Raw genomic sequence first — 25,817 nt, forward strand, 5'->3', positions numbered from 1 at the left:
GATGGATCCAATTAAAGCGGGGAAATATATTACATATGTTGCAGTTGTGATACTTCTTATATTTTCTATGTTATTGCCATATAGCCTACCTAAAAAGATTGCTCTTATTATTTTTGTTTTAATTTTAGGAGCCATTTCCTTGGGAGCGAATAAAGTAGTAGGACGAATATATAAAAAATTCAAACAAAAATAAAGTTTGGTATAAGGTAGAAGTAATCCAATAATAATACGGAATTCACTTGAAGTTTTTTTGCAAGAAAAAAATTTTTTCAGCAATTTAATTATTCATAGGATTTACTTCAAATGTTGTTTTAGAATCCATTTTCAAATTTTTAATGAAAATGGATTGGAACTATTACAGATGCTTAAAAAAGGAGAAAAAAACAAATGAAACTATTACCAATTGGAACAGTCGTTAAAATAGAAGATATAGAACAAATTGTAATGATTATTGGAAGAATGGTCATATCAGCAGATAAACGTGATTTTGATTATGTGGGTGTTCCTTACCCAATAGGCTATCTAGGGGATGAAAAAGTATTATGTTTTAATCACGATAAGATTGTAGAGGAAATGCATAGAGGGTATATGACTGAGAGTGAAATAGTTCTACGCGAGAAATTATTAGAATTATAGATTAGTTGGAAAATACGATAGGGGAAAATAAAATGGGGAAAATAATGAGAATCCTTGTAATCATTGGCATACTTATCCCGCCGATACTACTGTGGAGTGTTCCGGATACTCCTCTAAATGATAAACTATTGTTTACAGGTATACAACTAACTGTTGGATTCATCACAGTAGTAGCGTTAGAGATTATATTTAAAAATCGAAAAAAGAAGAGGGAAAAATAGAGATAGACTGTATGGAATAACAGCTGAAAATATGTAACATGTATTATTAATCGTTTTACTTGGGAGGTGACCTACTGGTGACCTCTTTTAACGTTACTCTCATGGTAATGGAGGGTTCATTTTTTCTTTGGAAGAGAGGAGAAAATTTATGATTATTATTGGCACAATGGTACTTGTTATTGCAGGATGGTTTTTCCCATTTAATTTATGGCAGAAACTATTTTTCAGTATTGGTATGATTGGTATTGGGATGTTGGCGTATGGAAGTTCAGTATTATTTAATCGTTTAGCTAAAAAAATTACAAATAGAAGTGAATAAACACCTAGAAATTTTTTATTGATTAGGAAATTTTAACAATAAATTTACCATAAGAGTTGGAGAGAGTCTTACTATAATTAGTAAGTAGGGAATAGTCTCTTATGGTTATGGTGGAGGTTTTTCGTTTGAATGTGAGAAAGAAGAGTGATTATAAAATGCGAAAGTTTTCGAAAATAATGATATGTATTGGTGCGTTAATAATGATTATGCTAGGTATGATTGTATATGATACGTGGAAGGATAGAATCTATTTTTCTTTAGCAGTACTGTTTGTCACTACACTTTCTTTATTGTGGAATATAGTTGTTCAAAATCTCATGGGAAAAATCAATAAAAAAAGAGAATAAATAACTATGAAACCGTTCCAATTGGAACAGTTATTAAAATAGAGGATATAGAACACCTAATTATGATAATTGGAAGATAGGTAAAAAATAAAATAAGCCATCCGTTTGGGTAGTTCATATACATAATTCTCTCTACAGCATCTAGTGTGGCAAGTTTAATTGTTTCTTGAATAGGCGTGTTAGGTAAGTTGTTATCATCTAGACACTCGCAAAAATACATTTCATGGGGCCTAGTTGTATACCTGGAGCGGTTTCAAATTGTTCTACAATAGGGGTTTGACTTGCCAGAGAGTTTCAGCGGCTTATATGTAGAAAGAAGTGCCTCATAGTCAGCCGTCACAAATTCATCTTTACTATACGGTATAAATGAATCGTGGAAGCGGAGTAAAATTGATTTTAATGTCCCGTTTCTTTTGAATGCGCCCCATAATTCTTGAAAGTCTGTGTCATCAAAAGCTTCTAAATCCCCAATAATAAACAAGTCAAGGGCTGCTTCTTCTTTTAGGTAAGCGAATACTTGTTCATGATCCTTATTTGTTAATTTTTACATCATAACGAATCTACCTCTTTTTTTATTTTTCTAAATATTACAACTTAAGTTTTTTGAAATCAATATAAAATTTTATGTTTAGTTCACAAACTTTCGGAAAAACTAGGAAAGATATGACAAAGGAGGTTATGAACGGTGGATCATCCAATTCAAGGGTTAATGAAAGCGGCAATGGAAAATTTAAAAGAAATGGTTGATGTAAATACGATTGTTGGAGAGCCTGTTCAAACGGCTGACGGTGGTGTAGTGTTAACAGTTTCTAAAGTAGCGTTCGGTTTTGGAGCAGGAGGTTCTGATTTCCAAACGAATGATGGACAAAGAGCGAACGGTAACCCTGCATTTGGTGGCGGTAGCGCCGGTGGCGTTTCTATTACACCAGTAGCATTTCTTGTGGTGAATAAAGATGGAGTAAATATTCTTCATTTACAAAATGCGACACATTTAGCAGAAAAAATGATTGAATTAGCTCCACAAACAATTGATAAAATTCAATCGATGTTCCAAAAAGATGAAAAGAAAGAGGGAAATCATCATCCTCAAAATCCAGATGAAATCCTTTAAAAACGCCTGCTCACGAGCAGGTGTTTTTTCTTGTAATCACTATGTAATAAAACACATGAAATTGTAAATAGTTTTTGAAGTTTTTTCTATGTTTCTAAAATTTTTCATGTTAAAATATGCTATAGAATTGAAACATATAAAACGAAGGTGGCTAGGTGCTTTGTCTGGAGGATCTGACCAAGTAAAGAATATGATATATATTAATGGGAATCGTCGAGGTCATTGTTTTATTACATCAGGAATTACGTTTAAAGAGTTTGCAAGTAACATCCCTTCACCGCTTCATCAAGTGTTGCTTTTAAAGCATAATTTTGAATGGACAGATTTTCATTATCATACTTTATTTGAATATGTTGAGGAAGAAAATATACATAAGTTAATTCAAGCAGAGATTGATGAATTTGATGAATTTTGTTGGGTAGATTTTGATGATGCAAGCGATTTAGATGAATTAGAGCCAAAAGAAATTGCAGAGCTTTTATATTTGGCTCACAAAAAAGAACCACTTGCAAGAACGTTCTTTCCGCTATTGAAAAATAGATTTGTTTATTTTTCACATGATGACGGATGGTACAACAAAGTGTATTATCGTAGAATTGCTGATTTTGTAGGAATGTTAAGTAAAGTTATTCCTTATAAACTCGGTGCTTTCGGTAAGAAACGTTTTTCTTTCTTCCAAAAATCAAAAATTTTCCCAGCAATTTCAAAAGAAGTGATTATGGGGCTTATTCCATTAATGGAAGATGGTCTTTATATTGATCTCGCAGGGAAAATTGAGTCAAGAAGGGGTCTTGAAATTCCGGTATATGTAGTGGGGTCGTATGAAAGTACGGATGAGGTACTAGATAATATTGATGAATTGAAAGAAGAAGCAACAGAGACTGGTTGGCTTATTTTTGATAAGAAAGAACAAGAGTGGCAATGGGTTGTGGACTAAGAAAACTTGGCGCATGCAGTCAAGTTTTCTTGTCTTTTGAAAGGAGTACAAATGAAGAAATATTATACAATTGTGGGTATTGTAAGTATTATTCTTGTGGCAATTTTACTTATAACTTGTCCGAAAGAATCAGATTTTAAATTGTATCTAGAAGATAAGTATGCATTGAAATGTGACGAGAGTAGTTTTGAATGCACACAAGATGTAGATGGTAAAAAAGAAAAACTAAAATTTGAAAGTACAGATGCACGAAATGGTGTATTCTTTATGACTGTAAAGCAAACATTTAAAACAGAAGCTGGTGTTACGAAAGAATATAGCGGAGTAGGAATGTTTGGTACATTTCTTTTTGTTTCAGAGAAGACTTTCTAGTAATAGAAGGTCTTTTTCTTATGCTTATGTTCATATAGATGAAGTAAGACAAGCATAGGAGGGGTATTGATGAAGAAGGAATGTATTGTTTGTGGTGGTGAGGAGTTTTTCTCTTCTACATTATACGCACGTACAAAACAAGATTGGGCGTATGCACCAAATATGTATCGATTTGAAAAGGTGTTTATCGAGCATCGGGATGAAGAAAATTATCCAGTGTTTCAAGAAATTACAGCGAAGCATTGTTGTGGATGCGGTCATATTATGTTGTATCACGAATGAACACACCAAGTATAACTTGGTGTGTTTTTTTAAAACGCTGACAAAGCAAGCGGATAAAGTAAAGTAAATAAAACAGAAAAACTACCAAAACCAATTGCTGTATATCCAAGTGTTCTTGCTCCAAAATTGACAGCTAATAGGCCAACTAAAATTGCAAGAGAACCGAGTGTAACAGGATAAAATGCAATTGAGAAAAGCGAAAGAAATAAAGCGACATAGCCTACCATTGCACCGGTATTTGTACCTTCTATTTCATTTGCAATTTCTTTACGTTTATGTCTAATTGGTATGCCAGCTGGTGATATTTCCGCTGCATACTCTTCATTTTTTTCACCACTTTTAAAATGATGATTTCTCTTTCTTCGCATGTACATCCCTCTCTTTCAATTGGGTGTACCTATAGTATCTTTCATAAAGGGAAGAACATGAGTATGAGTTAAACCCAAGTAAAGCAAAAATTGGAGAATAAAGATTCTATCGTTAGCATGTACATCTCCTAATGAAGATAAACAGGAATTTTGGAAAATGATGTAGAATGAAATGAGTGATAAAACGTGAAGGTAGGGGAATGCATGACGAAATTTAATTGGCATGAATCAGCGGAGAAAAAGTGGGATAGTAGTGCAGAATTTTGGACTCAAAATAGTCAGGAGATGTGGGATAGCGGGAGTAGGAGTACAATTATTCCATTTTTTGAGCAGTACGTGGAAAAAGAAGCTCAAGTGCTCGATGTTGGTTGTGGTGATGGATACGGTACATATAAATTAAGTCACGCGGGCTATAAAGCAGTTGGTGTAGATTTATCAGAAGTGATGATTCAAAAAGGGAAGGAGCGTGGGGAAGGAGCGAATTTATCTTTTATAAAAGGAGATCTTTCTTCCTTACCATTTGAAAATGAACAATTTGAAGCAATTATGGCAATTAATTCTTTAGAATGGACCGAGGAGCCATTACGAGCATTAAATGAGATTAAGCGCGTTTTACAAAGAGATGGATATGCATGTATTGCAATTTTAGGACCAACAGCAAAGCCGCGCGAGAACAGTTATCCTCGTTTATACGGCAAAGACGTTGTTTGTAATACGATGATGCCCTGGGAATTTGAACAGTTAGCGAAAGAACAAGGTTTTGAAGTTGTAGATGGAATCGGTGTATATAAGCGCGGAGTAAATGAGAAGATGCTAGGTCAACTCCCTACAGAGTTACAACAATCGTTAACATTCTTATGGGTATTTATGTTAAAAAACGTATAAAGAAATGAAAGAATTTTTAGGAGGTAAATAAGTGCAGAAAATACAAAAAACTGATACAATATCATCAGAACCAATTAAAGGGGGACTAGGGTATATGACAACTACTACAACAGTTAAATCCGACATTGAAATCGCACAAGAAGCGAGTATGAAGAAGATTCAAGAAATTGCAGCTGAATTAAATATTTTAGAAGATGAATTAGAGCCATACGGGCACTATAAAGGTAAGTTATCTCTTGATATTTTTAAGCGCTTACAGAATGAGAAAGACGGTAAAGTTGTTTTAGTAACAGCGATTAACCCAACTCCAGCTGGAGAAGGTAAATCAACAGTAACTGTTGGTTTAGGTCAAGCTTTTAATAAAATTGGTAAGAAAACAGTAATTGCACTTCGCGAACCATCTCTTGGACCAACGATGGGACTAAAAGGGGGAGCAGCAGGTGGTGGTTTTTCACAGGTTGTACCTATGGAAGACATTAACCTTCACTTTACTGGAGATATTCATGCGATCACAACTGCTAATAACGCGTTAGCGGCGTTTATTGATAATCATATCCAACAAGGAAACACACTTGGAATTGATACACGTAAAATCGTTTGGAAACGCTGTGTTGACTTAAATGATCGTGCCCTACGTAACGTAGTAATTGGTCTTGGTGGACCAGTTCAAGGTGTACCACGTGAAGACGGTTTCGATATTACAGTAGCATCTGAAATTATGGCCGTGTTCTGCCTTGCGACAGATATTCAAGATTTAAAAGCGCGTCTATCTCGCATCGTAGTTGCTTATAACTTTGCAAATCAACCTGTAACGGTTAAAGATTTAGGGGTAGAAGGTGCGTTAACATTATTATTAAAAGACGCATTAAAACCAAACTTAGTACAAACGTTAGAAAATACACCAGCTATCATTCACGGCGGACCATTTGCGAATATCGCTCACGGTTGTAACAGTGTTATCGCTACAACAATGGCAGCAAAATTAGGTGATTATGTTATTACAGAAGCTGGATTTGGTGCAGATTTAGGTGCTGAGAAGTTTTTAGATATTAAAGCTCGTGCAGCTGGCATTAAACCAGAAGCAGTTGTTATTGTTGCGACGATTCGTGCGCTTAAAATGCATGGTGGCGTAGCAAAAGATCAATTAAAAGAAGAAAATGTAGACGCATTAGCAAAAGGTATGGAAAACTTACAGAAGCACGTTGAAACAATTCAAAGCTTCGGTGTGCCTTTCGTAATTGCAATTAATAAATTTATTACAGATACAGATGCAGAAGTTGCTTACTTACAAGAATGGTGTAATGAGCGTGGCTATGCAGTATCCTTAACGGAAGTTTGGGAGAAAGGTGGCCAAGGTGGAGTTGACCTTGCTGAAAAAGTGTTAAAAGAAATTGAAAAAGGCGAAAACAACTACGCACCACTTTATGAGTTAGAATTACCATTAGAAGAGAAAATTCGTACAATTGCTCAAAAAGTGTACGGTGCAAAAGATATTGAATTTGCTCCGAAAGCGCGTAAGCAATTAGCTCAATATGAAGGAGAAGGTTGGAGTAACCTGCCAGTTTGTATGGCTAAAACACAATACTCTCTTTCTGACGATGCAACGAAATTAGGTCGGCCATCTGACTTTATCGTTACAATTCGTGAGCTAAAACCATCTATTGGTGCAGGGTTTATCGTTGCGTTAACAGGAACAATGTTAACAATGCCAGGCCTTCCGAAACAACCAGCAGCACTACAAATGGATGTAAATGAAGATGGAAAAGCAGTAGGTTTATTCTAAAAGGTTGTAATTCATCTCGTTTATCTGTAAACTATATATACATCAAGTGGCGCCTTTCCATCGAAAGGCGCCTGTTTTTTGGAGGAAATTATGTTTGATCCAACTGCTTTTGATAATTTAAAAGTAATCGTAGAAGGTGCTGTTTATGATTTTGATTTACACGGAGACATTCTTGTAACAGATCGAAAGGATATGATGGACCTTGCTTCATTAAGTCGTATATATCATATTTCATTTCAATTAACAGAACCATTCGAACCGTTAGTAGAAGCAACATTTTCACTATCTGTGGATGCAAAGAACTTGTCTGGTGAAATATTAGAAGTACCACAGTTTACACCAGGTTGTGAAATGAAGTTAGCATTTTCATTCCCGATAGAAAAACCAGAAGTAGTGTGCGAAGAAATTGAAACTTTTATGCATTCTATATGGGGAAAAGAAAGAATGATTACGCAAAAACTTTCATACGAATATAATAAGCAAGCGATTTCATATCATAATAAGGTAGAGGTTCTATTTCAAAAAGCGATTACAGAAGACCATGTTGATGATTTAATAGCTGTTATTTCACACATGATAGAAACGGTGCGAACAATACAACATTTTCTTCAAAAATAGAGATAAAGGAGAAAAACAAATGATAAAAGATATGCAACCATTTTTACAACAAGCTTGGGAGAAGGCTGGTTTTAAAGAATTAACTGAAATTCAAAAACAAGCGATTCCAACTATTTTAGAAGGACAAGACGTTATAGCTGAATCTCCAACTGGAACAGGAAAAACATTAGCGTACTTATTACCCCTTTTACATAAAATTAATCCTGAAGTAAAACAGCCACAAGTTGTTGTTTTAGCGCCGACACGTGAACTTGTAATGCAAATTCATGAAGAGGTTCAAAAGTTTACAGCAGGAACTGAAATTTCAGGTGCATCTTTAATTGGTGGTGCAGATATTAAGCGCCAAGTTGAAAAATTAAAGAAACACCCGAGAGTAATTGTCGGTTCACCAGGACGTATTTTAGAATTAATTCGTATGAAAAAGCTAAAAATGCATGAAGTGAAAACAATTGTATTTGATGAGTTCGATCAAATTGTAAAACAAAAAATGATGGGTGCTGTACAAGATGTAATTAAATCAACGATGCGCGACCGTCAATTAGTATTCTTCTCAGCGACAATGACAAAAGCAGCAGAAGATGCAGCACGTGATTTAGCGGTGGAACCACAAGTAGTACGTGTAACACGTGCTGAGTCAAAAAGCTTAGTTGAGCATACGTATATCATTTGTGAGCGACGCGAAAAAAATGATTACGTAAGAAGAATTATGCATATGGGCGATGTAAAAGCAGTTGCTTTCTTAAATGACCCATTCCGTTTAGATGAAATTACTCAGAAATTGAAATTCCGTAAAATGAAAGCAGCAGCCCTTCATGCAGAAGCGAGTAAGCAAGAACGTGAAGCAACGATGCGTGCTTTCCGCGGGGGGAAATTAGAAATACTACTTGCTACTGATATTGCAGCACGCGGTATTGATATTGATGATTTAACACATGTAATTCACTTAGAATTACCAGACACAGTAGACCAATATATTCATCGCTCAGGACGTACTGGACGTATGGGTAAAGAAGGAACTGTCGTATCTCTTGTAACTCCACAAGAAGAGCGCAAATTACTACAATTTGCGAAAAAACTAGGTATCGTATTTACGAAGCAAGAAATGTTCAAAGGATCATTTGTAGAAACGAAGCCACCAGCACCTAAGAAAAAGAAACCAGCGTTTACTGGGAAGAAAAAGCCTAGATAAATAATAGGGGGAAGGCGTAACTATTTGTAGTTACGCCTTTTTTATTTGTAATTGAATGAAAAAGGATTAATAAAAGCACTTGTAGAAACCTACATAGAATATAAAAACCATTAGGGGGAAATAAAATGATCCATAAAGTCGGACAAATTATGTTATATGTAAATAATCAAGATGAGGCAGTAAATTTTTGGACGGAAAAGGTAGGGTTTCATGTAGTAGCTGAGGAAGATAATAAGCAAGGAATGATATGGATTGAAATCGCTCCAACTAGCGGTGCAGAAACGAGCATTATACTACATAATAAAGAAGTTATTTCCAAAATGAGTCCAGAATTGAATCTTGGTACACCGTCTTTAATGTTCTTCTCAGAAAATCTGGATCAATTATATACAGATTTAAAAAATAAAAATGTTACTGTTGGTGAAATGGTAACTATGCCGTCTGGTAAAGTGTTTAACTTTGCTGATAGGGAAGGGAATTATTTTGCGGTTATGGAAAAGAACCAATAATAATATTGCTATGTGAAAATCCCCCTCAAATATATTGAGGGGGATTACATGTTTGAAGTGGATTTTTCATGAGAGAGCTGTTTAATAAAAAATGTGCCTTTTTCAATAGCAGTTTCAATGTAACCGACAATTTGATTAAACGTAAACACCTGTAAGTCTTCATGTAAATGTTGCTTTGGATACAACATATCTTCAAAAAGGTACTTTCGAAAAGCTAAAACATTCTCTTTAGAAACCTCTTCAATATCCATAATGTGAGCCTTTTGATTGAGAAGAGAGAAGAGCTGTTGTTCTTTGTCGTAATGATGAAGCAACTTTGCATTTAACAATTTAAAATCGTTATAGTACATAGGTGCGATCGTTTCGTCATTTTCTATTCTATTTTTTAGCCAAGGTAGAAAAAAGCCACTTAGCCAATTATCATCGGCAATGAGGTGAGTGTAATAGCCTAAGAGAAAAGGGTAATCCATTTGAGCTTTATATTTTTGAAAAAAAGAATTGAAATCTATCCTTCTCGTATAGTTTTTTGTTGTGCCTGCGTAAAAGTGAGAAGTTCCTTTTTCATCTTTTGAATGAACCGCATCAGGGGCTACACCTCCAAGTATGAAAGAAGTTTTATCTTGGATACATAGTTTTTCGGCAATACCGTTAGCGATAATAGCATGCATAATTCGTGATCCCATGAATGACACCTCGGTTTCAAGTATTCATTTCAGGAAGAGGACTGAACAGTTAGTATTACTTTCCCTGTACTTTTTCTACTTTCGACCCATTCATGTGCTTTCCCTGCATCTTGGAGTGGAAAAGATTTCGTAGCTTTGATTTGCAAACGTCCGTCACGCAAATAACGGAAAACTTCATATGCAGTTTCTTGGAGTAGTTCAGGTCGTTTTTTTCGTGTAGTACCAAAGCTAAAGCCGAGTATAGAGCGGCAACTTGCGTGTAAATCTTTCGTTTGAAAATTACCAATTTCGCCGCTAGCATTACCGAAATGAACGAGGCGGCCATAATAAGCAAGACATTTTAAACTGCTTTCCGAAACAGTTCCAGAAATAGAGTCCAAAATGATGTTCACTCCTTCGTCGTTTGTCAGCTCATTGACTTTCTTTACAAAATCTTCATCTTGATGACAAATTACATAATCAGCTCCAGCATCTAAAGCGATTTTTCTTTTTTCAGCACTTCCAACAGTACCAATAACTTGTCCAGCCCCTAATAGTTTTGCAAGTTGAATAGCTGTAGTGCCAATTCCGCCAGCAGCCGCATGAATGAGTACAGATTCACCTCGTTGAAGCCTTGCAACATTTGCGAGTAAATTATAGCTTGTAAAAGATACGATAGGACAAGCAGCTGCGGTTTGAAAGTCAACTTCATCAGGTAATATGAAAGTAAGATTTTCATTTGCAACAACATATTCAGCGTAAGATCCATTTTGAGGAAAAGCGATGACACGCTGTCCCGGATGAATATTCGAAACTTGAGAACCTACACGTTCTACAATACCAGTAGCATCTATCCCTGGAATAAAGGGAAATGCTTTATTTCCTTTTTTACCATACCGAGATTTAATATCAGCGAAATTTACACTAGTAGCAACAACACGAATTAAAACTTGATTGTCTGAAATAGCCGGCATATCTACATCTGTATATTTCATCACTTCAGGACCACCGAACGACGTTATAACGATAGCTTTCATCATATATCCTCCTAAATTTGACTATATAAATCATTTTAAATCTTCATTAGGAATTGGAAAATTATATAATTGTTATGCAAGGTTATAAGTGAAGCTTATGAGCTCATTGAATTATTATATTAATTTATATGAAAAACTTTTTTGAAAAAATCGAACGAAATATCAATTACTTGCCAATATATAGTGTAAGACAAAGGAGGGGTGGTATATGAGGGATGAAACAGTGTATATGGATTTAATCCAATTAACTTTATCGGGCAATAAAGAAGCGTATAGCGAATTGTATGATAAAACGATTCAAGAAGTATATAAAACCGCGCATTTCTTAATAGATGATAAAACGGATGTAGATGATGTTGTTCAAGAAATATACATACAGCTATACGAATCGCTTCGTAAGTATGATAGCGAGAAGCCATTTCGTCCTTGGTTAATTGGACTTGCGATTAAACAAATTCATTCTTATAGAAGAAAGAGGTGGATGCGACTACGAATTATAAAAAAAGCAGAAGAGCAAAGAAAACCAGTGCAAATTGATTTTTCAAACGATGTTGTAAGTAAAATATCAAACCAAAAACTAGTCGAACTCATTCATAAATTACCGTATAAATTGAAACAAGTAATTATTTTAAGATACTTACACGACTACTCACAAGAAGAAGTAGCACAAATATTACATATTCCACTTGGTACTGTGAAATCTAGAATTCATGCGGCATTAAAGAAACTACGTCAAAAAGAGCAAGTAGAAGAAATCTTTTTAGGAGAGGTAGGGAATGTAAAATGAGTTTAGATTGTAGAGTTAGAGAATCTATACGAGAAGAAGCGAAGGGGGTTGTAGCCCCGCCGGAGTTAAAAGAAAAAGTAATCGTTCAAATAAAAATGAAGCGCGGGGGAAGTAAGGTGAAGAAACGCCTTATCGCAGGAGTGCTTGCAGCAGCATTTTTAATCCCTACGACTGGTTTTGCTTATCAATCTATCATGGCAGATGGTATATACGGATCTTTTGAGAATTTAAAAAAACATGCTGGAACGATGACATTAGAGGCGTACATGCGTTTTAGTGCAAAGTTATCAGAAGCGAAAGATGAAATGGGTACGAAAGAATATGAAGTGTTTACAAAAGAACTAAAGAAATTAACGAATGCAAAGCTTGCGTACGGAGATTCGAACGGTAATATTGATTATGATGCATTATCACCAGAAAAAAGAGAAGAAATGAAAAAGGTAAGTATGGGCCTTCAACCATACTTTGATAAATTAAATGGTCATAAATCAAGTAAAGAAGTATTAACGCAAGAAGAGTTTGATCGCTATATGGAAGCTTTAATGACACATGAAATCGTACGAGTGAAGACAAAATCAACTGGTGCAATAAAAGTAGAAGAAATACCTGAGGCGTACAAAGAAAGGTTTATTAAAGCGGAGCAGTTTATGGAGTATGTAGACGAAAAGGTAAGATAAGTAAGAAAGCTCATAGCTTTAGCTTTGAGCTTTCTTTATTGAAACGTAATTATATTAACCACCTATGCCTTTTGCTAGCAATAGGAAATATGCAACTACTAGTATTATTCCATTTAATACTGTACCAACTATTCCGAATAACCAATTCTTTGAAGCTGTCGCAAAAATAATGCCGAGTAATGAAAGTATACTTAGAGTCACAATAATTAGCGTTAAATTCGCATTAGGTCCTCTAAGGATAAAGAAAGAAAATATACTTGCGATAACCGTTAGAAAAGAGAAAGCCCCTAATTTATACATAATAAGTCTCCTTGGTTAAAGTGCATTTGACATAATATACGACCAACTTTATTTTAACAGAATTCCCCTTTTCATTTATGGCGATTTTTACAAATAATAGCGCACTTATAAACAAAATGTCCTAATCAGCAACACTTAAAAATTGGTCATCAATTATATTTTTTCATAGTTGCAGAATCTTTTTGTATAAAACAATCTAAAAGGGAATAACCAGCTATTAAACTAATTATCGTAACAAAAGTTGTATTGATAAGAATAATATTAGCTAAATAAGGTAGGTACGCACCAACTGGTGAAAAGAGTAGAGCTGGAGAGAAGGAAATAAATAGCGTAGGCAACGTAATAGCAATAAATTTATCCGGTTGAAAGCGCCAGATTTGTTTACTCGTTTCCCGATTAATAGATTGAAGGAATCGTAATAAAATGCCAACTATAAGAGGAAAGAGTGTAAAGTAGAATAATCTTGGATAAACGTTAAAGTTTGCCTGCGCATCTGTATCTAAATAAAATTGAATTTTCACTCCGACGAATAATAATAAGACGATAAATAATGTAAAGCAGAGGTATAGCATCACTTTTTGCATTGCATTCCACCATCCTTTATTAAAAATATATTCAAAGAAAAAAGAGATATACAATAACTACTGTTGTATATCTCTTCTTTTACGGTTAGTTAATAGTGGATTTTGCTTTTTCTTGCTTCGTGAAATAATCTATAATGCCCATCGCACTAATTTCTATATCTAGATGTAAAATGTTATAAACGGAATGATTTGATGGAACGTTTAACTTTGTAAGGCGAGAAGAGATCTTATCCATTAATACAGTTTGTAAAGCTTTAGTCGCTTCAGCGAAATCATTATACTTTTCAAAGATTTCTTTACCAGTATGAACGAAAATAGGTAGCCAATGTTCAAGCTGGTTATATACTTCTGTAACATTGGATGATGCACCGTAATGACCGAAATAAATACTATCTACATTCATACTTTGAATATGATTTTTAGAAGCAATCATCGCATCTGGCTGGAATTGTGAAGGGGACGTTGATGGTAAATATAGTTCTACACCAATGTCTGCGAGTTCTCTATAATAAATGCCAATTGTATCGCCAGTAAAAATGCCGTTTGTTAATGAATCGTGAATGCTAATATGGTGCTTAGCATGTCCCGGTGTATCGTAAAATGTAAGGATGCGGTCTTCTGCAATCTTTAACGTATCACCATGTTGTACAATACGAACACGTTCTTCTTCTATAGGAAGAATTGGATTAAACAGTTTATCGAAATCTTCTTTGTACACAGCTTTTGCACCTAAAATGAGTTTTGTAGGATTAATCATATGACGAGCACCGCGAGAATGCACATATAAAGTAGCATTTGGACATTTTTCCATCATTAAACCAGCAGCACCGGCGTGATCTAAATGAACATGTGTAACGATAATATTTTTTACATCGTTTAAATCAATATGTAATTGTTGTAAGCCGTCTAAAATATACGGAAGAGAAGGGGCTGCACAAGTTTCAATTAAAGTAATATCGTCACCTAATAAAACGTACGTACCAGTTCGTTCATTATGTTGTAAATCGAAATCATCAATCAGATATAGGTGAGAAGATAATTGCTCTACTTTTTTCATATTAACCACTCCTTATTTACTGTATGTTTCTATTATACGCTAAAATAGGAAAAAGGCAGAAAACGAAAGTTTCGTCTTCTGCCTTTTTAAAGCATTGTTATTTTGCTTGTTCTTTATTGATAGACATAACGAACAGTCCAACTATGCCACCAACGATTGGAAGCATAATTTCTCCTGCTAAATTAAAGTAGGAGCTTAAGAATAAACCATTTACATCGATTACCCAGCCAATCACATACAATAACATCATATATAGTACGAAATAAAACTCGCGATTTGAAATCATTTCATGTTGTGCAGTTTTCATAATGAACACCATCCTTTTCTTTTATAATGGAATATAAACTGTCACATTTTGTTCACAATTCAATTGTAAAACTTTCCATCATAAAAGTCTAGTAGTTTGTGTCGAATTTCCGAACAGAAATAAAGCGCTATCATTTTAGCGTGTAAGTACGTAATAAGAGCTGTATATTTACGGATGTAGTATAGTATAAACATAGAATGATAGTGAAGAGAGGGGCAAGGACAATGACAGTTTATGATTTTTCAGCTAAAACGATAACAGGAGAAGATAAATCGTTAAAAGATTACGAAGGAAAAGCACTTCTTATTGTAAATGTAGCTAGCAAGTGTGGTTTTACACCGCAATATAAAGGGTTACAAGAAGTATATGATAAGTATAAAGATCAAGGATTAGAAATACTCGGTTTCCCTTGTAACCAATTTGGAGGACAAGAACCAGGTACAGAAGCGGATATTACTAGTTTTTGTGAGTTAAACTTCGGTGTAACCTTCCCGATGTTTGCAAAGATTGATGTGAAAGGTGATAAGGCTCATCCTCTGTATACATACATGACAGAACAAGCACCAGGTTTACTCGGTATGAAAGCAGTAAAATGGAACTTTACGAAGTTTTTAATTGGAAAAGACGGGAAAGTAGTAGGACGTTTTGCGCCGCAGACGAAGCCGGTGGATTTAGAGATTGAGATTGAAAAGGTACTTGGGGAATAACTAGAAGTTTCACTTTATTAAAAAATACCTCAAAGAACTACTTTGTTCTTTGAGGTATTTTATTTACATTCACATTATCAATATTAAATCGCTGAATGGAAGTCATTTGATTTAGGCGGAGAAGCAGCTTTTTTCATAAGCACTTCCCATAAGTGTACGGATTTCTTCCATTCGGATGCGGCCTGTCCCTTTTGATACATAGCATTCTCATAACTGAAAGTAAGTTGTTGCATATCGGCTGAGTTGTAAAGTGTATCGATATGGAGAGCGTATTCTCGGAATGTTTGACTTTCTCCTCGTCGTATACCAATTCTCACAAATTGTTTTAAAAGTGCATCGTAAGCTTTTGTATAAACGGCATCGTCTTTTCGAAATTTATAGCTAAGAATAATAAAAAATGTAATCCATTTCATTCTAGTGGTGAAGAGAATGTATCCTATAATACTAATCAGTATCGTAGAGAGGAATACGTACCACCAAGAAAATCCATTTTTAGAATTTGGAATCTTTTTAGTAGAAGTTTTTTCTGTATCTTCTATTAAATTTTTGAGCTTTGCTTCATTGTTTCGTTGTTGTATTGGTTTGTTATTAGAATTATATGCTTCGTTATTTTGTAAAGTAGGAGCAGGAGTATTATTTGTAAAAGTATAGGGGTTCGTAAATCCTTTTGTTGGTTCGAATGGAATCCATCCGTATCCAGGGAAATATACTTCGACCCAAGAGTGTGCGTTATCGTTCGCGATTTTATAAACATCCTCACCTTCTGCACCCACAAGCGTATTATCAAGTGTTCCTTCTGTATAACCTTTTACCCAACGAGCAGGAATCCCGGCAGAACGAAGTAACACGATCATAGAGGTCGAGAAATTATTACAGTAGCCGCTTTTTGTATCGAAAAGAAATTGATCAACATAATCTTGGTTTTTGGCAGGGAACAACACATTCATTGTTTCATATACGAAAGAATGGTCGGTGAAGTAATTTTCAATAGCTAATACTTTATCATATCGGTTGTTTTTATCATTTGTTAGATTAACAGCTAAGTCTCTTACTCGCTGCGGTAATGATTCTGGAAGTTGCGTGTACTTTGTCATGAAATAAGGATTTGTTTCTTGACCTTCATTCGTTTTTACAGCTTTCAAGTTTTCTATGGAAAATTCCGGGACCTCATATGTTACTTTATATGAATGTAAAGTAGTAGAAGAATCTCCGTCCATCGTATAGATTTTTTCTGAAAAGGGGTCAACGCTGTATGATACATTAGATGAAGCCTCGATAGATACTAATCCTGCTGGATAGGTAAGGTGAGGATAATTTTTTTGCATGGTAATTGTTGCCTTAGTTGCCTCTGTTTTTGTATTTTGTTCGTACCAGCTCACGACGTCATTTTTACTTTTAAAAGAAACCTTTTTTTGATTTTCAGAAACTTCCCAGCCTTTTCCCGTATAAAAATCTTTCGTTTCGACTCTCCAATATTGTTTGTTTTGTGTTTGTGCTGTGAATACAATTGTAGGATCAGCCTTAAAAGGACCACCTAATCTCGAGTCATCTAAACCATACCCAATTTTAGAAACTTCTTGCTTTTTACTTGCTTCTGATGTGTTAAATTTTAAAAAATCCATTGGGTTTGGCCATTGAGGACCAAATTTTGGAGCGAAGTATGCGATGGTTGCTGACAATACAATAAATACTGTAAGAGGTCTAAGTAATTTTGAGATTTTTCTAGCATAATTTTGTAAGCGTTCCATCTCTTTTATTCGTTCTATGCGAAGAAGACTAAGCATAAAAAAGCCAATAACAACAGTACGAATAATAGCGTAGTTAGCATTATATAAATGCAGGTTATGAAAAACAGTGATATAAATAACAGTCAATATAAGAAATAACAACCCACGTTTTTTATGAATCATCCAAAAAGAGATGAAAGCACTCAAAAACCAAAATGATAAAAAAAATAAAAGTGTTGGAAAAACTGGAGAAATATCTAGCAAATTCCCTTGAAATAACAAGGAGGAATTACGAGAAATATCAGTGAAAAATTTCGTTAACCAAGATGGATTTATAAAAGCATTTTTATAATATAGGAAATGAATGATGAATAAAATTGTGACAATCTTTATAGGAATCTGCCATCTTGTTTGAAAAAAAGAGAGAGTGAAGCAAATCCCTATAAATATTACAAAAATATCTAATCTACCTACGTTTGTAATACCTATAAGAGGCCTTAGCCATTCTAGTAAAAGTAGAAATGCGCATGCATGCATGAAAAATCTAGTCATATCCAATTGTTTTTTTGCCTGTAATGTTATCATTTGCTCACCTCAAAAAACACGTTTGTATACCGATTTCCATAAACCACATTTACAAATATTTTTCTTTTTTGTAGAGTTTCTAGAATACTGAGTTCTCGATGTGAGAGTTGATTTGCTTTTTCTTTCACGACAAATACCATTAATTTTCTATTTTTTATAGCAGCAAAGTCAGCCGCCTTTTGAATATCGGGAGAAAGATCGCTTGTCACGAGTATAATCGTGACGGGCTCATAAATTTTTCTTAATTCCATTTCTACACTCCGGGAGAGCGGGAATACACTATCTGCTTGTACTTTCGCTAAATGACAAAAGATTTGATGCAACTGACTATCTCCATTGTCTAAAGGGAAAAAAGTTCGTTCTTTTCCGACAGATACGAATGACGCCGGTGAATTTTGCTTCAAGACAGATCTGACAATAGAGGCAGTAAATGTGACGACTGATTCGAATAGAGGGGATGGGGTTCTGTCCATGAATATCATAATATTATGGCTACGCTGTTGTTCAAACTCTTTCGTCATAATGTTGTTTGTTCGTGCAGTTGCTTTCCAATCAATCCATGAAAAGCGGTCACCAGGTTTATAGTCTCTCACACCGACAGAAATGGTAGAGTCTTTTACTAAATTTATATTTGCTGAAAGTGCCCCTTGTTCGAAATGATTTTCCATTTGTCGATACGTTATATCTACATACTGAGGATAGACTAAAAATGTATCTGGAACTGAAAAATTTATTTCTTTCTCCATCATACCGAATAGATCGCCAGTTTTGACACGTACGATTGAAAAAGAGTGCTCTCCTCTAGGGATTGTGTCAATTGTATATTGAAATGAAATATTTCGTTCCAATCCTGGAAAGAGTATTACTTTATTCATCTTCGTTTGTTTACAATTTGTGAATTGTGATGGTAGCACATCTTCTATAATTAAATAAAGCAAGGGAAAAGGAAATTTTCTTTTTATTGTAATGGTGCTTAAAAATGGTTCTCCTGCTACATATTCGTCTTGATTTGTTATTCGTTTTACCTCGGCGTTCCGTAAAGCATAGAAGGGGAGTAATAGTGAATAAAGGCCAATAGGAATCATACTGTAAAACAAAAACCAACTTACAAATCCTCCTTGAAGCATAGCGTATACAAATGTTAAGACTAGGCATAACGGAATGAGTGATAACTTAGTAAAATGATAGAGTGCTCGTAGTATCCGTTTCATCAAAGGTCCATCTTCCTTTGAGTCGGTACGGTAGTTCGCGCAACGATTTTTGCGATAACTTGTTCACCTGTTATTCCTTCAAATTTTGCCTCCATTTTTAGAATGAGTCTGTGAGCCAATACGTAAGGGGCTAAAAATTTAACATCGTCTGGAATAACATAATTTCTACCATGGATAAAAGCATAAGCTTGTGAAGCTTTCATTAAAGCAATCGAGCCACGCGGACTTGCACCAAGTTGTATAGAACTATAAGAACGAGTCTGACTAACAAGCTTTACAATGTAATGCTTGATTGCTTTGTCCATGCTTATTTCCCGTACGCTCTGTTGTAAATAAAGTAATTCTTCTATTGTTGTAATAGCTTGTAAATGGGAGAGTGGATTCGTTTTTTCCATCCTGTTTAAAATTTCAAATTCTTCTTCTTGTGTAGGATACCCCATTTTTAGTTTCAATAAGAAACGATCGAGCTGTGCTTCTGGTAAAGGATATGTTCCTTCATATTCGACCGGATTTTGTGTAGCCATTACAAAGAACGGTTTTGGTAACGGTCTTGTTATGCCATCTATTGTAATATTGCCTTCTTCCATACTTTCAAGTAAGGCAGATTGTGTTTTTGGAGATGTACGATTAATTTCATCAGCAAGTATAAAATTCCCCATGATTGGTCCAGGCTTGAACTCGAAATGGAGCTCTTTCGGGTTGTAAATAGAAACACCTGTTACATCTGACGGTAGTAAATCCGGTGTGAATTGAATTCGTTTGTAATCAGCATCAATGGATTTAGAAAGAGCGCGTACTAACATTGTTTTCCCAACGCCAGGCACATCTTCTAATAGTACATGACCTTCAGCTAAGAGAGCTGTCAAAGCTAAGATCGTTTCTTTTCGTTTTCCAACCATTAATTTTTCAATATTGTTGATTATTTTTTCTATAATGGGATGTAATGAATCAAGCTGGTGCATCGTAATCCTCCTAATGTTAGTATCGTTTTCCAATCTATTTAGTGGAAAATAGTATGTATCCATCTAATTGCGGGTAGTAAAGATTTTATCTTCAATTCTAAGAATATTCAGATTATTTATTCTGATTACATCTAGTATAATTGTTTCCGCAACTTAGGGCAATATGGTAAATAATGATTTGTAGTTTTATAAATGCATTCAAATGGCTGTTTCATATATTTATAAAGAAAAACGTAGGAGTTTCTCCTACGTTTTTCTTTTGCAAAATAGTCGATACCTCAACATAATATTATCTTAATAGTCAAGATTAACGATAAATCTTCACAATGAAACAAAAAATCTTCTCACAAACTTATTCTCTAATAAATTTTTGACAATCTCTTGAACTGTGCGAAATGTCACATCTGAATTTTACAACCTCTCTTATAGTAAGGGTATGTAAGAGAGACGTATTAAAGGAGTGAACAGTATGAAGAAGAAACCTTCAGCACTAATGAGACGTTTAAAATATTTTTCACCAATAGATCGTTATAACGATAATCATACACAAGAAACATATGAAGATCGTGAATGGGAAAATGTGTACAGAAAGCGTTGGCAGCATGATAAAGTAATTCGTTCTACACATGGTGTGAACTGTACTGGTTCATGTAGTTGGAACATTTATGTGAAAGATGGAATTGTAACTTGGGAAGGACAGGAGCTTAACTATCCAACAACAGGTCCAGATATGCCTGACTTTGAACCACGAGGATGTCCACGTGGAGCGAGTTTTTCTTGGTACATTTATAGTCCACTTCGTGTGAAATATCCGTATGTACGTGGTGTTCTTTGGAGTATGTGGCAAGAGGAATTACAAAATAATGAGTCACCATTAGATGCTTGGAAAAGCATTGTGGAAAACCCTGAAAAAGCACGCAAGTATAAGCAGGCACGTGGTAAAGGGGGATTCGTTCGTGCGAATTGGGATGAAGTGTTACAACTCGTTTCAGCTTCATTATTATATACAGTAATGAAATACGGTCCAGACCGAAATGTTGGCTTTTCACCAATTCCAGCTATGTCGATGTTAAGTCATGCTGCAGGCAGCCGCTTTATGCAACTTATGGGTGGACCGATGCTTAGTTTCTATGATTGGTACGCAGATTTACCACCAGCTTCTCCGCAAATTTGGGGTGATCAAACAGATGTACCAGAAAGTAGTGACTGGTATAACTCTGGTTACATTATGACATGGGGTTCAAATGTACCGATGACGAGAACACCAGATGCACACTTTTTAGCGGAGGTTCGATATAAAGGAACGAAAGTCGTTTCTGTCAGTCCTGATTTCGCTGAGTCAACAAAGTTTGCAGATGATTGGATTAGTGTGAAACAAGGTACAGACGGTGCACTTGCGATGGCAATGGGGCATGTGATCTTACAAGAATTTTACGTAGATAATCAAGTGGAATACTTCACAAAGTATGCGAAGCAATATACTGATTTTCCTTTCTTCGTTACATTGAAACAAAAAGGAGACCAATTCGTTGCGGATCGATTCTTAAATGCTTCTGATATTGGACGCGAAACAAAGTTAGGAGAATGGAAACCTGTACTTTGGAATGAAAATACGAACGATTTTGCAACACCTCACGGCACAATGGGGTCACGTTGGGATAACGAAAAGAAATGGAACTTACGTTTAGAAGATGAAGAAACAGGCGAAAAGATTGATCCACGTCTTTCTTTACTTGGAATGGAAGATTATGTTGGAACTGTACAAATTCCGTACTTCTCTGATGATGGAAACAAAGTATTAGAACGTACAATTCCAGTGAAAAAGGTTATGACAGAAGAGGGCGAAGTGTTCGTTACTACTGTATATGACTTAACGTTAGCAAATTACGGTGTGAACCGAGGGCTTGGTGGACAAGAGCCGAAAGACTTCAATGATGACGTGCCGTTTACACCTGCATGGCAAGAGAAAATGACGGGAGTGAAACGAGATCTAATCATTCAAATCGCTCGTGAGTTCGCACAAAATGCTGTTGATACGAACGGTCGCTCAATGATTATTGTCGGAGCTGGTATTAACCATTGGTTTAACTCTGATACGATTTATCGCGCCGTTTTAAATCTTGTACTTCTCGTCGGAGCACAAGGTGTAAACGGCGGTGGCTGGGCGCATTACGTTGGGCAAGAAAAATTACGACCAGCAGAAGGATGGCAAACAATCGCAATGGCAAAAGATTGGCAAGGGCCACCAAAATTACAAAACGGTACATCTTTCTTCTATTTCGTAACCGATCAATGGCGCTATGAAGATACACCAGTGGGACATTTAGCATCACCAGTGGAAGGCAACTCTCGTTATCAACATCACGGTGATTACAATGTATTAGCGGCGCGACTTGGCTGGTTACCTTCGTATCCGACATTCGAGAAAAATGGGATTGAATTATATAAAGAAGCGGTTGCTGCTGGTGCCACAACGCAAGAAGAAATAGGAAAATACGTTGCGCAAAAACTAAAAAATAAAGAACTGAAATTTGCGATTGAAGATCCTGATAATAAAAATAACTTCCCGCGTAACTTATTCGTATGGCGTGCAAACTTAATTTCAAGTTCTGGTAAAGGACACGAATATTTCTTAAAACATTTATTAGGTACAACGAATGGATTAATGAATGACGATAGCGATTCATTACGACCAGAAGAAATTAAGTGGCATGAAGAAGCGCCAGAAGGGAAGCTTGATTTACTCATTAATTTAGATTTCCGTATGGCTGGAACGGCGCTTTATTCTGATATCGTCTTACCTGCTTCAACTTGGTATGAGAAGCACGATTTGAGTAGTACAGATATGCATCCATTTGTGCATCCATTTAACCCAGCAATCGGTTCACCGTGGGAAGCACGCTCTGACTGGGATATTTTCACCGCTCTTTCTAAAGCTGTATCGGATTTAGCGAAGAAAATCGATCTTGAACCAATGAAAGAAGTCGTTGCAACACCACTTCTTCACGATACACCGCAAGAATTAGCGCAACCACTTGGTCAGATTAAAGATTGGAGCAAAGGCGAGTGTGAACCAATCCCAGGTAAAACGATGCCGCAAATTCATGTTGTCGAAAGGGATTATAAAACGATTTATGACAAAATGACTGCACTAGGACCAAATGCCGGAAAACAACCGATTGGTACGAAAGGAATTTCTTGGTCTGCAGAAAAAGAATATGAGCAATTAAAGAGCCGATTAGGAGTCGTTCGGACGGATTCTATTGCGAAAGGTTGCCCAGACATAAAAGAAGCAATTAATGCTGCTGAGGCGGTATTAACACTTTCTTCTACAACAAACGGTCATATGGCTGTAAAAGCATGGGAAGCACTTGAAAAACAAACGGATTTAAAACTGCGTGATTTAGCAGAAGAACGTGAAGAAGAATGCTTCACATTTGAACAAATTACAGCGCAGCCAAAAACGGTAATTACTTCTCCAGCCTTCACAGGTTCTGAAAAAGGTGGACGCCGTTATTCACCATTTACAACAAATGTGGAACGTCTCATCCCTTGGAGAACGATAACGGGTCGACAATCTTTCTACTTAGATCATGACATGATGAAAGAATTTGGTGAAACGATGGCAACATTTAAACCAATTCTGCAACATAAACCGTTCCGTAAATCACGGCCTGAAGTAGAAGGAAAAGAGATTACACTAAACTATTTAACACCGCATAATAAGTGGTCGATTCATAGTATGTATTTCGATTCATTACCGATGTTAACGCTGTTTAGAGGGGGGCCAACTGTTTGGATGAATAAAGAGGACGCTGAAGAAGCTGGCGTTGCGGATAATGATTGGATCGAGTGCTTTAACCGTAACGGTGTTGTTGTAGCGCGTGCCGTTGTAACGCATCGTATACCGAGAGGAATGGCATTTATGCACCATGCGCAAGATCGTCACATTAACGTACCTGGTACGAAATTAACAAGTAACCGCGGGGGAACGCATAATAGTCCAACTCGAATTCATGTGAAACCGACACATATGATTGGTGGATACGGTCAATTAAGTTATGGATTTAACTATTACGGTCCAACTGGGAACCAGCGTGACTTAAACGTTGTAATTCGCAAACTGAAGGAGGTAGATTGGCTTGAAGATTAAAGCACAAGTCGGAATGGTAATGAATCTAGATAAATGCATCGGCTGCCATACTTGTAGCGTAACGTGCAAAAACACCTGGACAAATCGTCCAGGTGCTGAATATATGTACTTCAATAACGTAGAAACGAAACCTGGTATTGGTTATCCGAAGCAATGGGAAGATCAGGAGAAATATAAAGGCGGCTGGGAATTGAAAAATGGTGAAATTCAGCTGAAATCCGGTTCAAAAATGAAGCGTCTTATGAATATTTTCCACAATCCAGATCAACCAACAATTGATGATTACTTTGAACCTTGGAACTATGATTATGAAACGTTAACAAATAGTCCGCAGCGTAAGCATCAGCCAGTTGCTCGTCCGAAATCAGCAATTACAGGCGAATTTATCGATAAAATTGAATGGGGCCCAAACTGGGAAGATGATTTAGCGGGCGGACATATAACAGGATTGCAAGACCCGAACGTAAAGAAAATGGAAGAAGAAATTAAAACGGATTTTGAAAATGTCTTTATGATGTATTTACCACGCATATGCGAACATTGTATGAATCCATCTTGCGTATCATCTTGTCCATCTGGTGCGATGTATAAACGTGAAGAAGATGGGATTGTTCTTGTCGATCAAAACGCATGTCGTGCATGGAGATTCTGTGTATCATCTTGTCCATATAAAAAAGTGTATTTTAACTGGCAAACGAACAAAGCTGAAAAATGCACAATGTGTTTCCCGCGTATTGAAGCAGGTATGCCAACAATTTGTTCGGAAACATGTGTAGGACGTATCAGGTATATTGGAGTAATGCTATATAACGCTGACAAAGTAAAAGGAGCGGCTTCTGTTGAAGATGAAAAAGATTTATACGAATCTCAGCTTACTGTTTTCTTAGATCCAAATGATCCAGAAGTGGCAGCAGAAGCGAAAAAACAAGGTATTCCAGAAGAATGGATTAAAGCGGCACAACAGTCACCAATCTATAAAATGATTATCGATTGGAAAATCGCTCTACCTCTTCACCCAGAGTATCGCACTATGCCGATGGTTTGGTATATCCCGCCGCTTAGCCCGATTATGAATATGGTGGAGGGGAAGGGTAGTAACTGGCAAGCAGAAGAGATTTTCCCTGCAATTGATAATATGCGTATTCCAATTCAATATTTAGCGAATTTACTTACTGCAGGAGATGAATCCCATATTCGTCTAACATTGAAAAAAATGGCTGTTATGCGAACGCATATGAGAGCACTTCAAATTAATAAAGAACCAAATGAAGCTGTATTAAAAGAACTCGGTTTAACGAAACAGGATGTAGAAGATATGTATCGTCTTCTTGCGATCGCGAAATATAAAGATCGCTTTGTAATCCCAACGTCTCACCGCGAACAAGTTGCAGATTTATATAACGAACAAGGAAGTTGTGGTTTATCATTCGCAGGTGGCCCAGGTTCTTGCACGACAATTTCTTAAATAATGGGGGCGGAAACAT

General features: G+C 36.0%; 29 protein-coding genes and 1 pseudogene. 19 read left to right on the plus strand and 11 right to left on the minus strand.

All coding sequences use genetic code 11. The annotated features are described in order from the left end of the window. The first annotated feature begins 1 nt into the window (after position 1). From VF726_RS04800 to VF726_RS04820, 5 genes are all read left to right on the plus strand, one after another. Complete coding sequence (locus tag VF726_RS04800; RefSeq protein WP_016512960.1) at positions 2 to 193, plus strand: hypothetical protein; 192 nt, start codon at positions 2 to 4, stop codon at positions 191 to 193. 194 nt (positions 194 to 387) lie between these two features. Next, a complete protein-coding gene (locus VF726_RS04805) occupies positions 388 to 636 on the plus strand; it encodes a DUF4176 domain-containing protein (protein WP_000771614.1) in 249 nt (82 codons plus the stop codon). Between the two features lie 32 nt (positions 637 to 668). Next, the gene (locus VF726_RS04810) at positions 669 to 857 is read left to right on the plus strand and encodes a hypothetical protein (protein WP_440166275.1); all 189 of its coding nucleotides are present in this window, start codon (positions 669 to 671) and stop codon (positions 855 to 857) included. A gap of 148 nt (positions 858 to 1,005) precedes the next feature. After that, entirely contained in the window at positions 1,006 to 1,176 is a 171-nt protein-coding gene (locus VF726_RS04815) for a hypothetical protein (RefSeq protein WP_418656653.1), read from the plus strand. Positions 1,177 to 1,307: 131 nt separating this feature from the next. After that, a complete protein-coding gene (locus VF726_RS04820; protein ID WP_440166712.1) occupies positions 1,308 to 1,523 on the plus strand; it encodes a hypothetical protein in 216 nt (71 codons plus the stop codon). A gap of 121 nt (positions 1,524 to 1,644) precedes the next feature. Here VF726_RS04820 and VF726_RS04825 read toward each other — a convergent pair. Next, positions 1,645 to 2,067: pseudogene (locus VF726_RS04825) on the minus strand (GNAT family N-acetyltransferase); the annotation flags it as partial. 141 nt (positions 2,068 to 2,208) lie between these two features. Between VF726_RS04825 and ytfJ the strand changes: the two are divergent. The 4 genes from ytfJ to VF726_RS04845 all read left to right on the plus strand — a co-directional run bounded on the left by ytfJ (position 2,209) and on the right by VF726_RS04845 (position 4,225). Next, positions 2,209 to 2,634, plus strand: a complete 426-nt coding sequence (gene ytfJ, locus VF726_RS04830) for a GerW family sporulation protein (protein WP_000349987.1) — start codon at positions 2,209 to 2,211, stop codon at positions 2,632 to 2,634. Between the two features lie 160 nt (positions 2,635 to 2,794). Continuing rightward, positions 2,795 to 3,571 (plus strand): oxalate:formate antiporter, encoded by a 777-nt coding sequence (locus tag VF726_RS04835; protein WP_000014090.1) that lies wholly within the window; start codon positions 2,795 to 2,797, stop codon positions 3,569 to 3,571. A 51-nt stretch (positions 3,572 to 3,622) separates the two neighbouring features. After that, positions 3,623 to 3,943 (plus strand): hypothetical protein, encoded by a 321-nt coding sequence (locus tag VF726_RS04840; protein ID WP_029439466.1) that lies wholly within the window; start codon positions 3,623 to 3,625, stop codon positions 3,941 to 3,943. Positions 3,944 to 4,012: 69 nt separating this feature from the next. Continuing rightward, the gene (locus VF726_RS04845) at positions 4,013 to 4,225 is read left to right on the plus strand and encodes a hypothetical protein (protein WP_000711202.1); all 213 of its coding nucleotides are present in this window, start codon (positions 4,013 to 4,015) and stop codon (positions 4,223 to 4,225) included. A gap of 29 nt (positions 4,226 to 4,254) precedes the next feature. Here the strand turns inward: VF726_RS04845 and VF726_RS04850 are convergent, their stop codons facing one another. Beyond that, complete coding sequence (locus VF726_RS04850) at positions 4,255 to 4,593, minus strand: hypothetical protein (RefSeq protein WP_001253201.1); 339 nt, start codon at positions 4,591 to 4,593, stop codon at positions 4,255 to 4,257. A gap of 204 nt (positions 4,594 to 4,797) precedes the next feature. Between VF726_RS04850 and VF726_RS04855 the strand changes: the two genes are divergently transcribed. The 5 genes from VF726_RS04855 (at position 4,798) to VF726_RS04875 (ending at position 9,577) form a co-directional block, all read left to right on the plus strand. Next, the gene (locus VF726_RS04855) at positions 4,798 to 5,478 is read left to right on the plus strand and encodes a class I SAM-dependent methyltransferase (RefSeq protein WP_440166280.1); all 681 of its coding nucleotides are present in this window, start codon (positions 4,798 to 4,800) and stop codon (positions 5,476 to 5,478) included. 94 nt (positions 5,479 to 5,572) lie between these two features. Continuing rightward, positions 5,573 to 7,261, plus strand: coding sequence for a formate--tetrahydrofolate ligase (locus VF726_RS04860; protein ID WP_044792612.1), 1,689 nt, complete (start codon positions 5,573 to 5,575; stop codon positions 7,259 to 7,261). Between the two features lie 90 nt (positions 7,262 to 7,351). Beyond that, positions 7,352 to 7,879, plus strand: a complete 528-nt coding sequence (locus VF726_RS04865; protein WP_141434954.1) for a hypothetical protein — start codon at positions 7,352 to 7,354, stop codon at positions 7,877 to 7,879. A gap of 19 nt (positions 7,880 to 7,898) precedes the next feature. Next, the gene (locus VF726_RS04870; RefSeq protein ID WP_440166283.1) at positions 7,899 to 9,068 is read left to right on the plus strand and encodes a DEAD/DEAH box helicase; all 1,170 of its coding nucleotides are present in this window, start codon (positions 7,899 to 7,901) and stop codon (positions 9,066 to 9,068) included. A gap of 125 nt (positions 9,069 to 9,193) precedes the next feature. Next, positions 9,194 to 9,577: a VOC family protein gene (locus tag VF726_RS04875; RefSeq protein ID WP_440166285.1), complete on the plus strand. Its 384-nt coding sequence runs from the start codon at positions 9,194 to 9,196 to the stop codon at positions 9,575 to 9,577. A 44-nt stretch (positions 9,578 to 9,621) separates the two neighbouring features. Here the strand turns inward: VF726_RS04875 and VF726_RS04880 are convergent, their stop codons facing one another. Together VF726_RS04880 and VF726_RS04885 are read right to left on the minus strand one after the other, a co-directional pair. After that, a complete protein-coding gene (locus VF726_RS04880; RefSeq protein ID WP_440166286.1) occupies positions 9,622 to 10,260 on the minus strand; it encodes a zinc dependent phospholipase C family protein in 639 nt (212 codons plus the stop codon). Between the two features lie 29 nt (positions 10,261 to 10,289). Then, positions 10,290 to 11,276, minus strand: a complete 987-nt coding sequence (locus VF726_RS04885) for a quinone oxidoreductase family protein (RefSeq protein ID WP_440166289.1) — start codon at positions 11,274 to 11,276, stop codon at positions 10,290 to 10,292. Positions 11,277 to 11,484: 208 nt separating this feature from the next. Here VF726_RS04885 and VF726_RS04890 point away from each other — a divergent pair, with 208 nt between their 5' ends. Further along, entirely contained in the window at positions 11,485 to 12,063 is a 579-nt protein-coding gene (locus tag VF726_RS04890) for a sigma-70 family RNA polymerase sigma factor (protein ID WP_440166292.1), read from the plus strand. Continuing rightward, entirely contained in the window at positions 12,060 to 12,740 is a 681-nt protein-coding gene (locus VF726_RS04895) for a DUF3600 domain-containing protein (protein WP_440166295.1), read from the plus strand. The genes VF726_RS04890 and VF726_RS04895 overlap by 4 nt, the downstream gene beginning before the upstream one ends. A gap of 54 nt (positions 12,741 to 12,794) precedes the next feature. Here the strand turns inward: VF726_RS04895 and VF726_RS04900 are convergent, their stop codons facing one another. The 4 genes from VF726_RS04900 to VF726_RS04915 form a co-directional block, all read right to left on the minus strand. After that, positions 12,795 to 13,040 carry a hypothetical protein gene (locus VF726_RS04900; protein WP_440166297.1) on the minus strand — a complete coding sequence of 82 codons (246 nt, stop codon included), beginning with the start codon at positions 13,038 to 13,040 and terminating at the stop codon, positions 12,795 to 12,797. A 149-nt stretch (positions 13,041 to 13,189) separates the two neighbouring features. Further along, positions 13,190 to 13,624, minus strand: coding sequence for a hypothetical protein (locus VF726_RS04905; RefSeq protein ID WP_440166299.1), 435 nt, complete (start codon positions 13,622 to 13,624; stop codon positions 13,190 to 13,192). 85 nt (positions 13,625 to 13,709) lie between these two features. Next, complete coding sequence (locus VF726_RS04910) at positions 13,710 to 14,681, minus strand: MBL fold metallo-hydrolase (protein WP_440166301.1); 972 nt, start codon at positions 14,679 to 14,681, stop codon at positions 13,710 to 13,712. Positions 14,682 to 14,778: 97 nt separating this feature from the next. Further along, entirely contained in the window at positions 14,779 to 14,988 is a 210-nt protein-coding gene (locus tag VF726_RS04915; protein ID WP_368906024.1) for a DUF3925 family protein, read from the minus strand. A 224-nt stretch (positions 14,989 to 15,212) separates the two neighbouring features. Here VF726_RS04915 and bsaA point away from each other — a divergent pair, with 224 nt between their 5' ends. Beyond that, on the plus strand, positions 15,213 to 15,695 hold the full coding sequence (bsaA, locus tag VF726_RS04920) for a glutathione peroxidase (protein WP_440166303.1): 483 nt from the start codon (positions 15,213 to 15,215) through the stop codon (positions 15,693 to 15,695). A gap of 83 nt (positions 15,696 to 15,778) precedes the next feature. Here the strand turns inward: bsaA and VF726_RS04925 are convergent, their stop codons facing one another. Genes VF726_RS04925 through VF726_RS04935 form a run of 3 tightly spaced genes read right to left on the minus strand, consistent with a single transcriptional unit; the run spans position 15,779 to position 20,180 of the window. Then, entirely contained in the window at positions 15,779 to 18,007 is a 2,229-nt protein-coding gene (locus tag VF726_RS04925) for a transglutaminase TgpA family protein (RefSeq protein ID WP_440166305.1), read from the minus strand. Next, complete coding sequence (locus VF726_RS04930; protein ID WP_440166307.1) at positions 18,004 to 19,218, minus strand: DUF58 domain-containing protein; 1,215 nt, start codon at positions 19,216 to 19,218, stop codon at positions 18,004 to 18,006. The genes VF726_RS04925 and VF726_RS04930 overlap by 4 nt, the downstream gene beginning before the upstream one ends. Further along, the gene (locus VF726_RS04935; RefSeq protein ID WP_440166309.1) at positions 19,218 to 20,180 is read right to left on the minus strand and encodes an AAA family ATPase; all 963 of its coding nucleotides are present in this window, start codon (positions 20,178 to 20,180) and stop codon (positions 19,218 to 19,220) included. The genes VF726_RS04930 and VF726_RS04935 overlap by 1 nt, the downstream gene beginning before the upstream one ends. 469 nt (positions 20,181 to 20,649) lie before the next feature. Between VF726_RS04935 and VF726_RS04940 the strand changes: the two genes are divergently transcribed. Next, positions 20,650 to 24,333 (plus strand): nitrate reductase subunit alpha, encoded by a 3,684-nt coding sequence (locus tag VF726_RS04940; protein ID WP_440166311.1) that lies wholly within the window; start codon positions 20,650 to 20,652, stop codon positions 24,331 to 24,333. Then, positions 24,323 to 25,798 carry a nitrate reductase subunit beta gene (gene narH / locus VF726_RS04945; RefSeq protein ID WP_440166313.1) on the plus strand — a complete coding sequence of 492 codons (1,476 nt, stop codon included), beginning with the start codon at positions 24,323 to 24,325 and terminating at the stop codon, positions 25,796 to 25,798. The genes VF726_RS04940 and narH overlap by 11 nt, the downstream gene beginning before the upstream one ends. The last annotated feature ends 19 nt before the right edge of the window (positions 25,799 to 25,817 follow it).

Origin of the sequence: Bacillus sp. Brlt_9 (assembly GCF_051948935.1) — a bacterium.
Lineage (GTDB): Bacteria > Bacillota > Bacilli > Bacillales > Bacillaceae_G > Bacillus_A.

Bases quoted from the DNA above. Each gene is read 5' to 3' on its own strand.
- VF726_RS04870 (WP_440166283.1), top strand. From the start codon at position 7,899: ATGATAAAAGATATGCAACCATTTTTACAACAAGCTTGGGAGAAGGCT.
- VF726_RS04875 (WP_440166285.1), top strand. From the start codon at position 9,194: ATGATCCATAAAGTCGGACAAATTATGTTATATGTAAATAATCAAGAT.
- VF726_RS04850 (WP_001253201.1), bottom strand. From the start codon at position 4,593: ATGCGAAGAAAGAGAAATCATCATTTTAAAAGTGGTGAAAAAAATGAA.
- VF726_RS04900 (WP_440166297.1), bottom strand. From the start codon at position 13,040: ATGTATAAATTAGGGGCTTTCTCTTTTCTAACGGTTATCGCAAGTATA.
- VF726_RS04885 (WP_440166289.1), bottom strand. From the start codon at position 11,276: ATGAAAGCTATCGTTATAACGTCGTTCGGTGGTCCTGAAGTGATGAAA.
- VF726_RS04855 (WP_440166280.1), top strand. From the start codon at position 4,798: ATGACGAAATTTAATTGGCATGAATCAGCGGAGAAAAAGTGGGATAGT.
- VF726_RS04895 (WP_440166295.1), top strand. From the start codon at position 12,060: ATGAGTTTAGATTGTAGAGTTAGAGAATCTATACGAGAAGAAGCGAAG.
- VF726_RS04840 (WP_029439466.1), top strand. From the start codon at position 3,623: ATGAAGAAATATTATACAATTGTGGGTATTGTAAGTATTATTCTTGTG.
- VF726_RS04865 (WP_141434954.1), top strand. From the start codon at position 7,352: ATGTTTGATCCAACTGCTTTTGATAATTTAAAAGTAATCGTAGAAGGT.
- VF726_RS04890 (WP_440166292.1), top strand. From the start codon at position 11,485: ATGAGGGATGAAACAGTGTATATGGATTTAATCCAATTAACTTTATCG.
- VF726_RS04880 (WP_440166286.1), bottom strand. From the start codon at position 10,260: ATGGGATCACGAATTATGCATGCTATTATCGCTAACGGTATTGCCGAA.
- VF726_RS04930 (WP_440166307.1), bottom strand. From the start codon at position 19,218: ATGAAACGGATACTACGAGCACTCTATCATTTTACTAAGTTATCACTC.
- VF726_RS04860 (WP_044792612.1), top strand. From the start codon at position 5,573: ATGACAACTACTACAACAGTTAAATCCGACATTGAAATCGCACAAGAA.
- bsaA (WP_440166303.1), top strand. From the start codon at position 15,213: ATGACAGTTTATGATTTTTCAGCTAAAACGATAACAGGAGAAGATAAA.
- VF726_RS04845 (WP_000711202.1), top strand. From the start codon at position 4,013: ATGAAGAAGGAATGTATTGTTTGTGGTGGTGAGGAGTTTTTCTCTTCT.
- VF726_RS04810 (WP_440166275.1), top strand. From the start codon at position 669: ATGGGGAAAATAATGAGAATCCTTGTAATCATTGGCATACTTATCCCG.
- VF726_RS04805 (WP_000771614.1), top strand. From the start codon at position 388: ATGAAACTATTACCAATTGGAACAGTCGTTAAAATAGAAGATATAGAA.
- VF726_RS04935 (WP_440166309.1), bottom strand. From the start codon at position 20,180: ATGCACCAGCTTGATTCATTACATCCCATTATAGAAAAAATAATCAAC.
- VF726_RS04800 (WP_016512960.1), top strand. From the start codon at position 2: ATGGATCCAATTAAAGCGGGGAAATATATTACATATGTTGCAGTTGTG.
- VF726_RS04910 (WP_440166301.1), bottom strand. From the start codon at position 14,681: ATGAAAAAAGTAGAGCAATTATCTTCTCACCTATATCTGATTGATGAT.
- VF726_RS04915 (WP_368906024.1), bottom strand. From the start codon at position 14,988: ATGAAAACTGCACAACATGAAATGATTTCAAATCGCGAGTTTTATTTC.
- VF726_RS04815 (WP_418656653.1), top strand. From the start codon at position 1,006: ATGATTATTATTGGCACAATGGTACTTGTTATTGCAGGATGGTTTTTC.
- VF726_RS04905 (WP_440166299.1), bottom strand. From the start codon at position 13,624: ATGCAAAAAGTGATGCTATACCTCTGCTTTACATTATTTATCGTCTTA.
- VF726_RS04940 (WP_440166311.1), top strand. From the start codon at position 20,650: ATGAAGAAGAAACCTTCAGCACTAATGAGACGTTTAAAATATTTTTCA.
- VF726_RS04925 (WP_440166305.1), bottom strand. From the start codon at position 18,007: ATGATAACATTACAGGCAAAAAAACAATTGGATATGACTAGATTTTTC.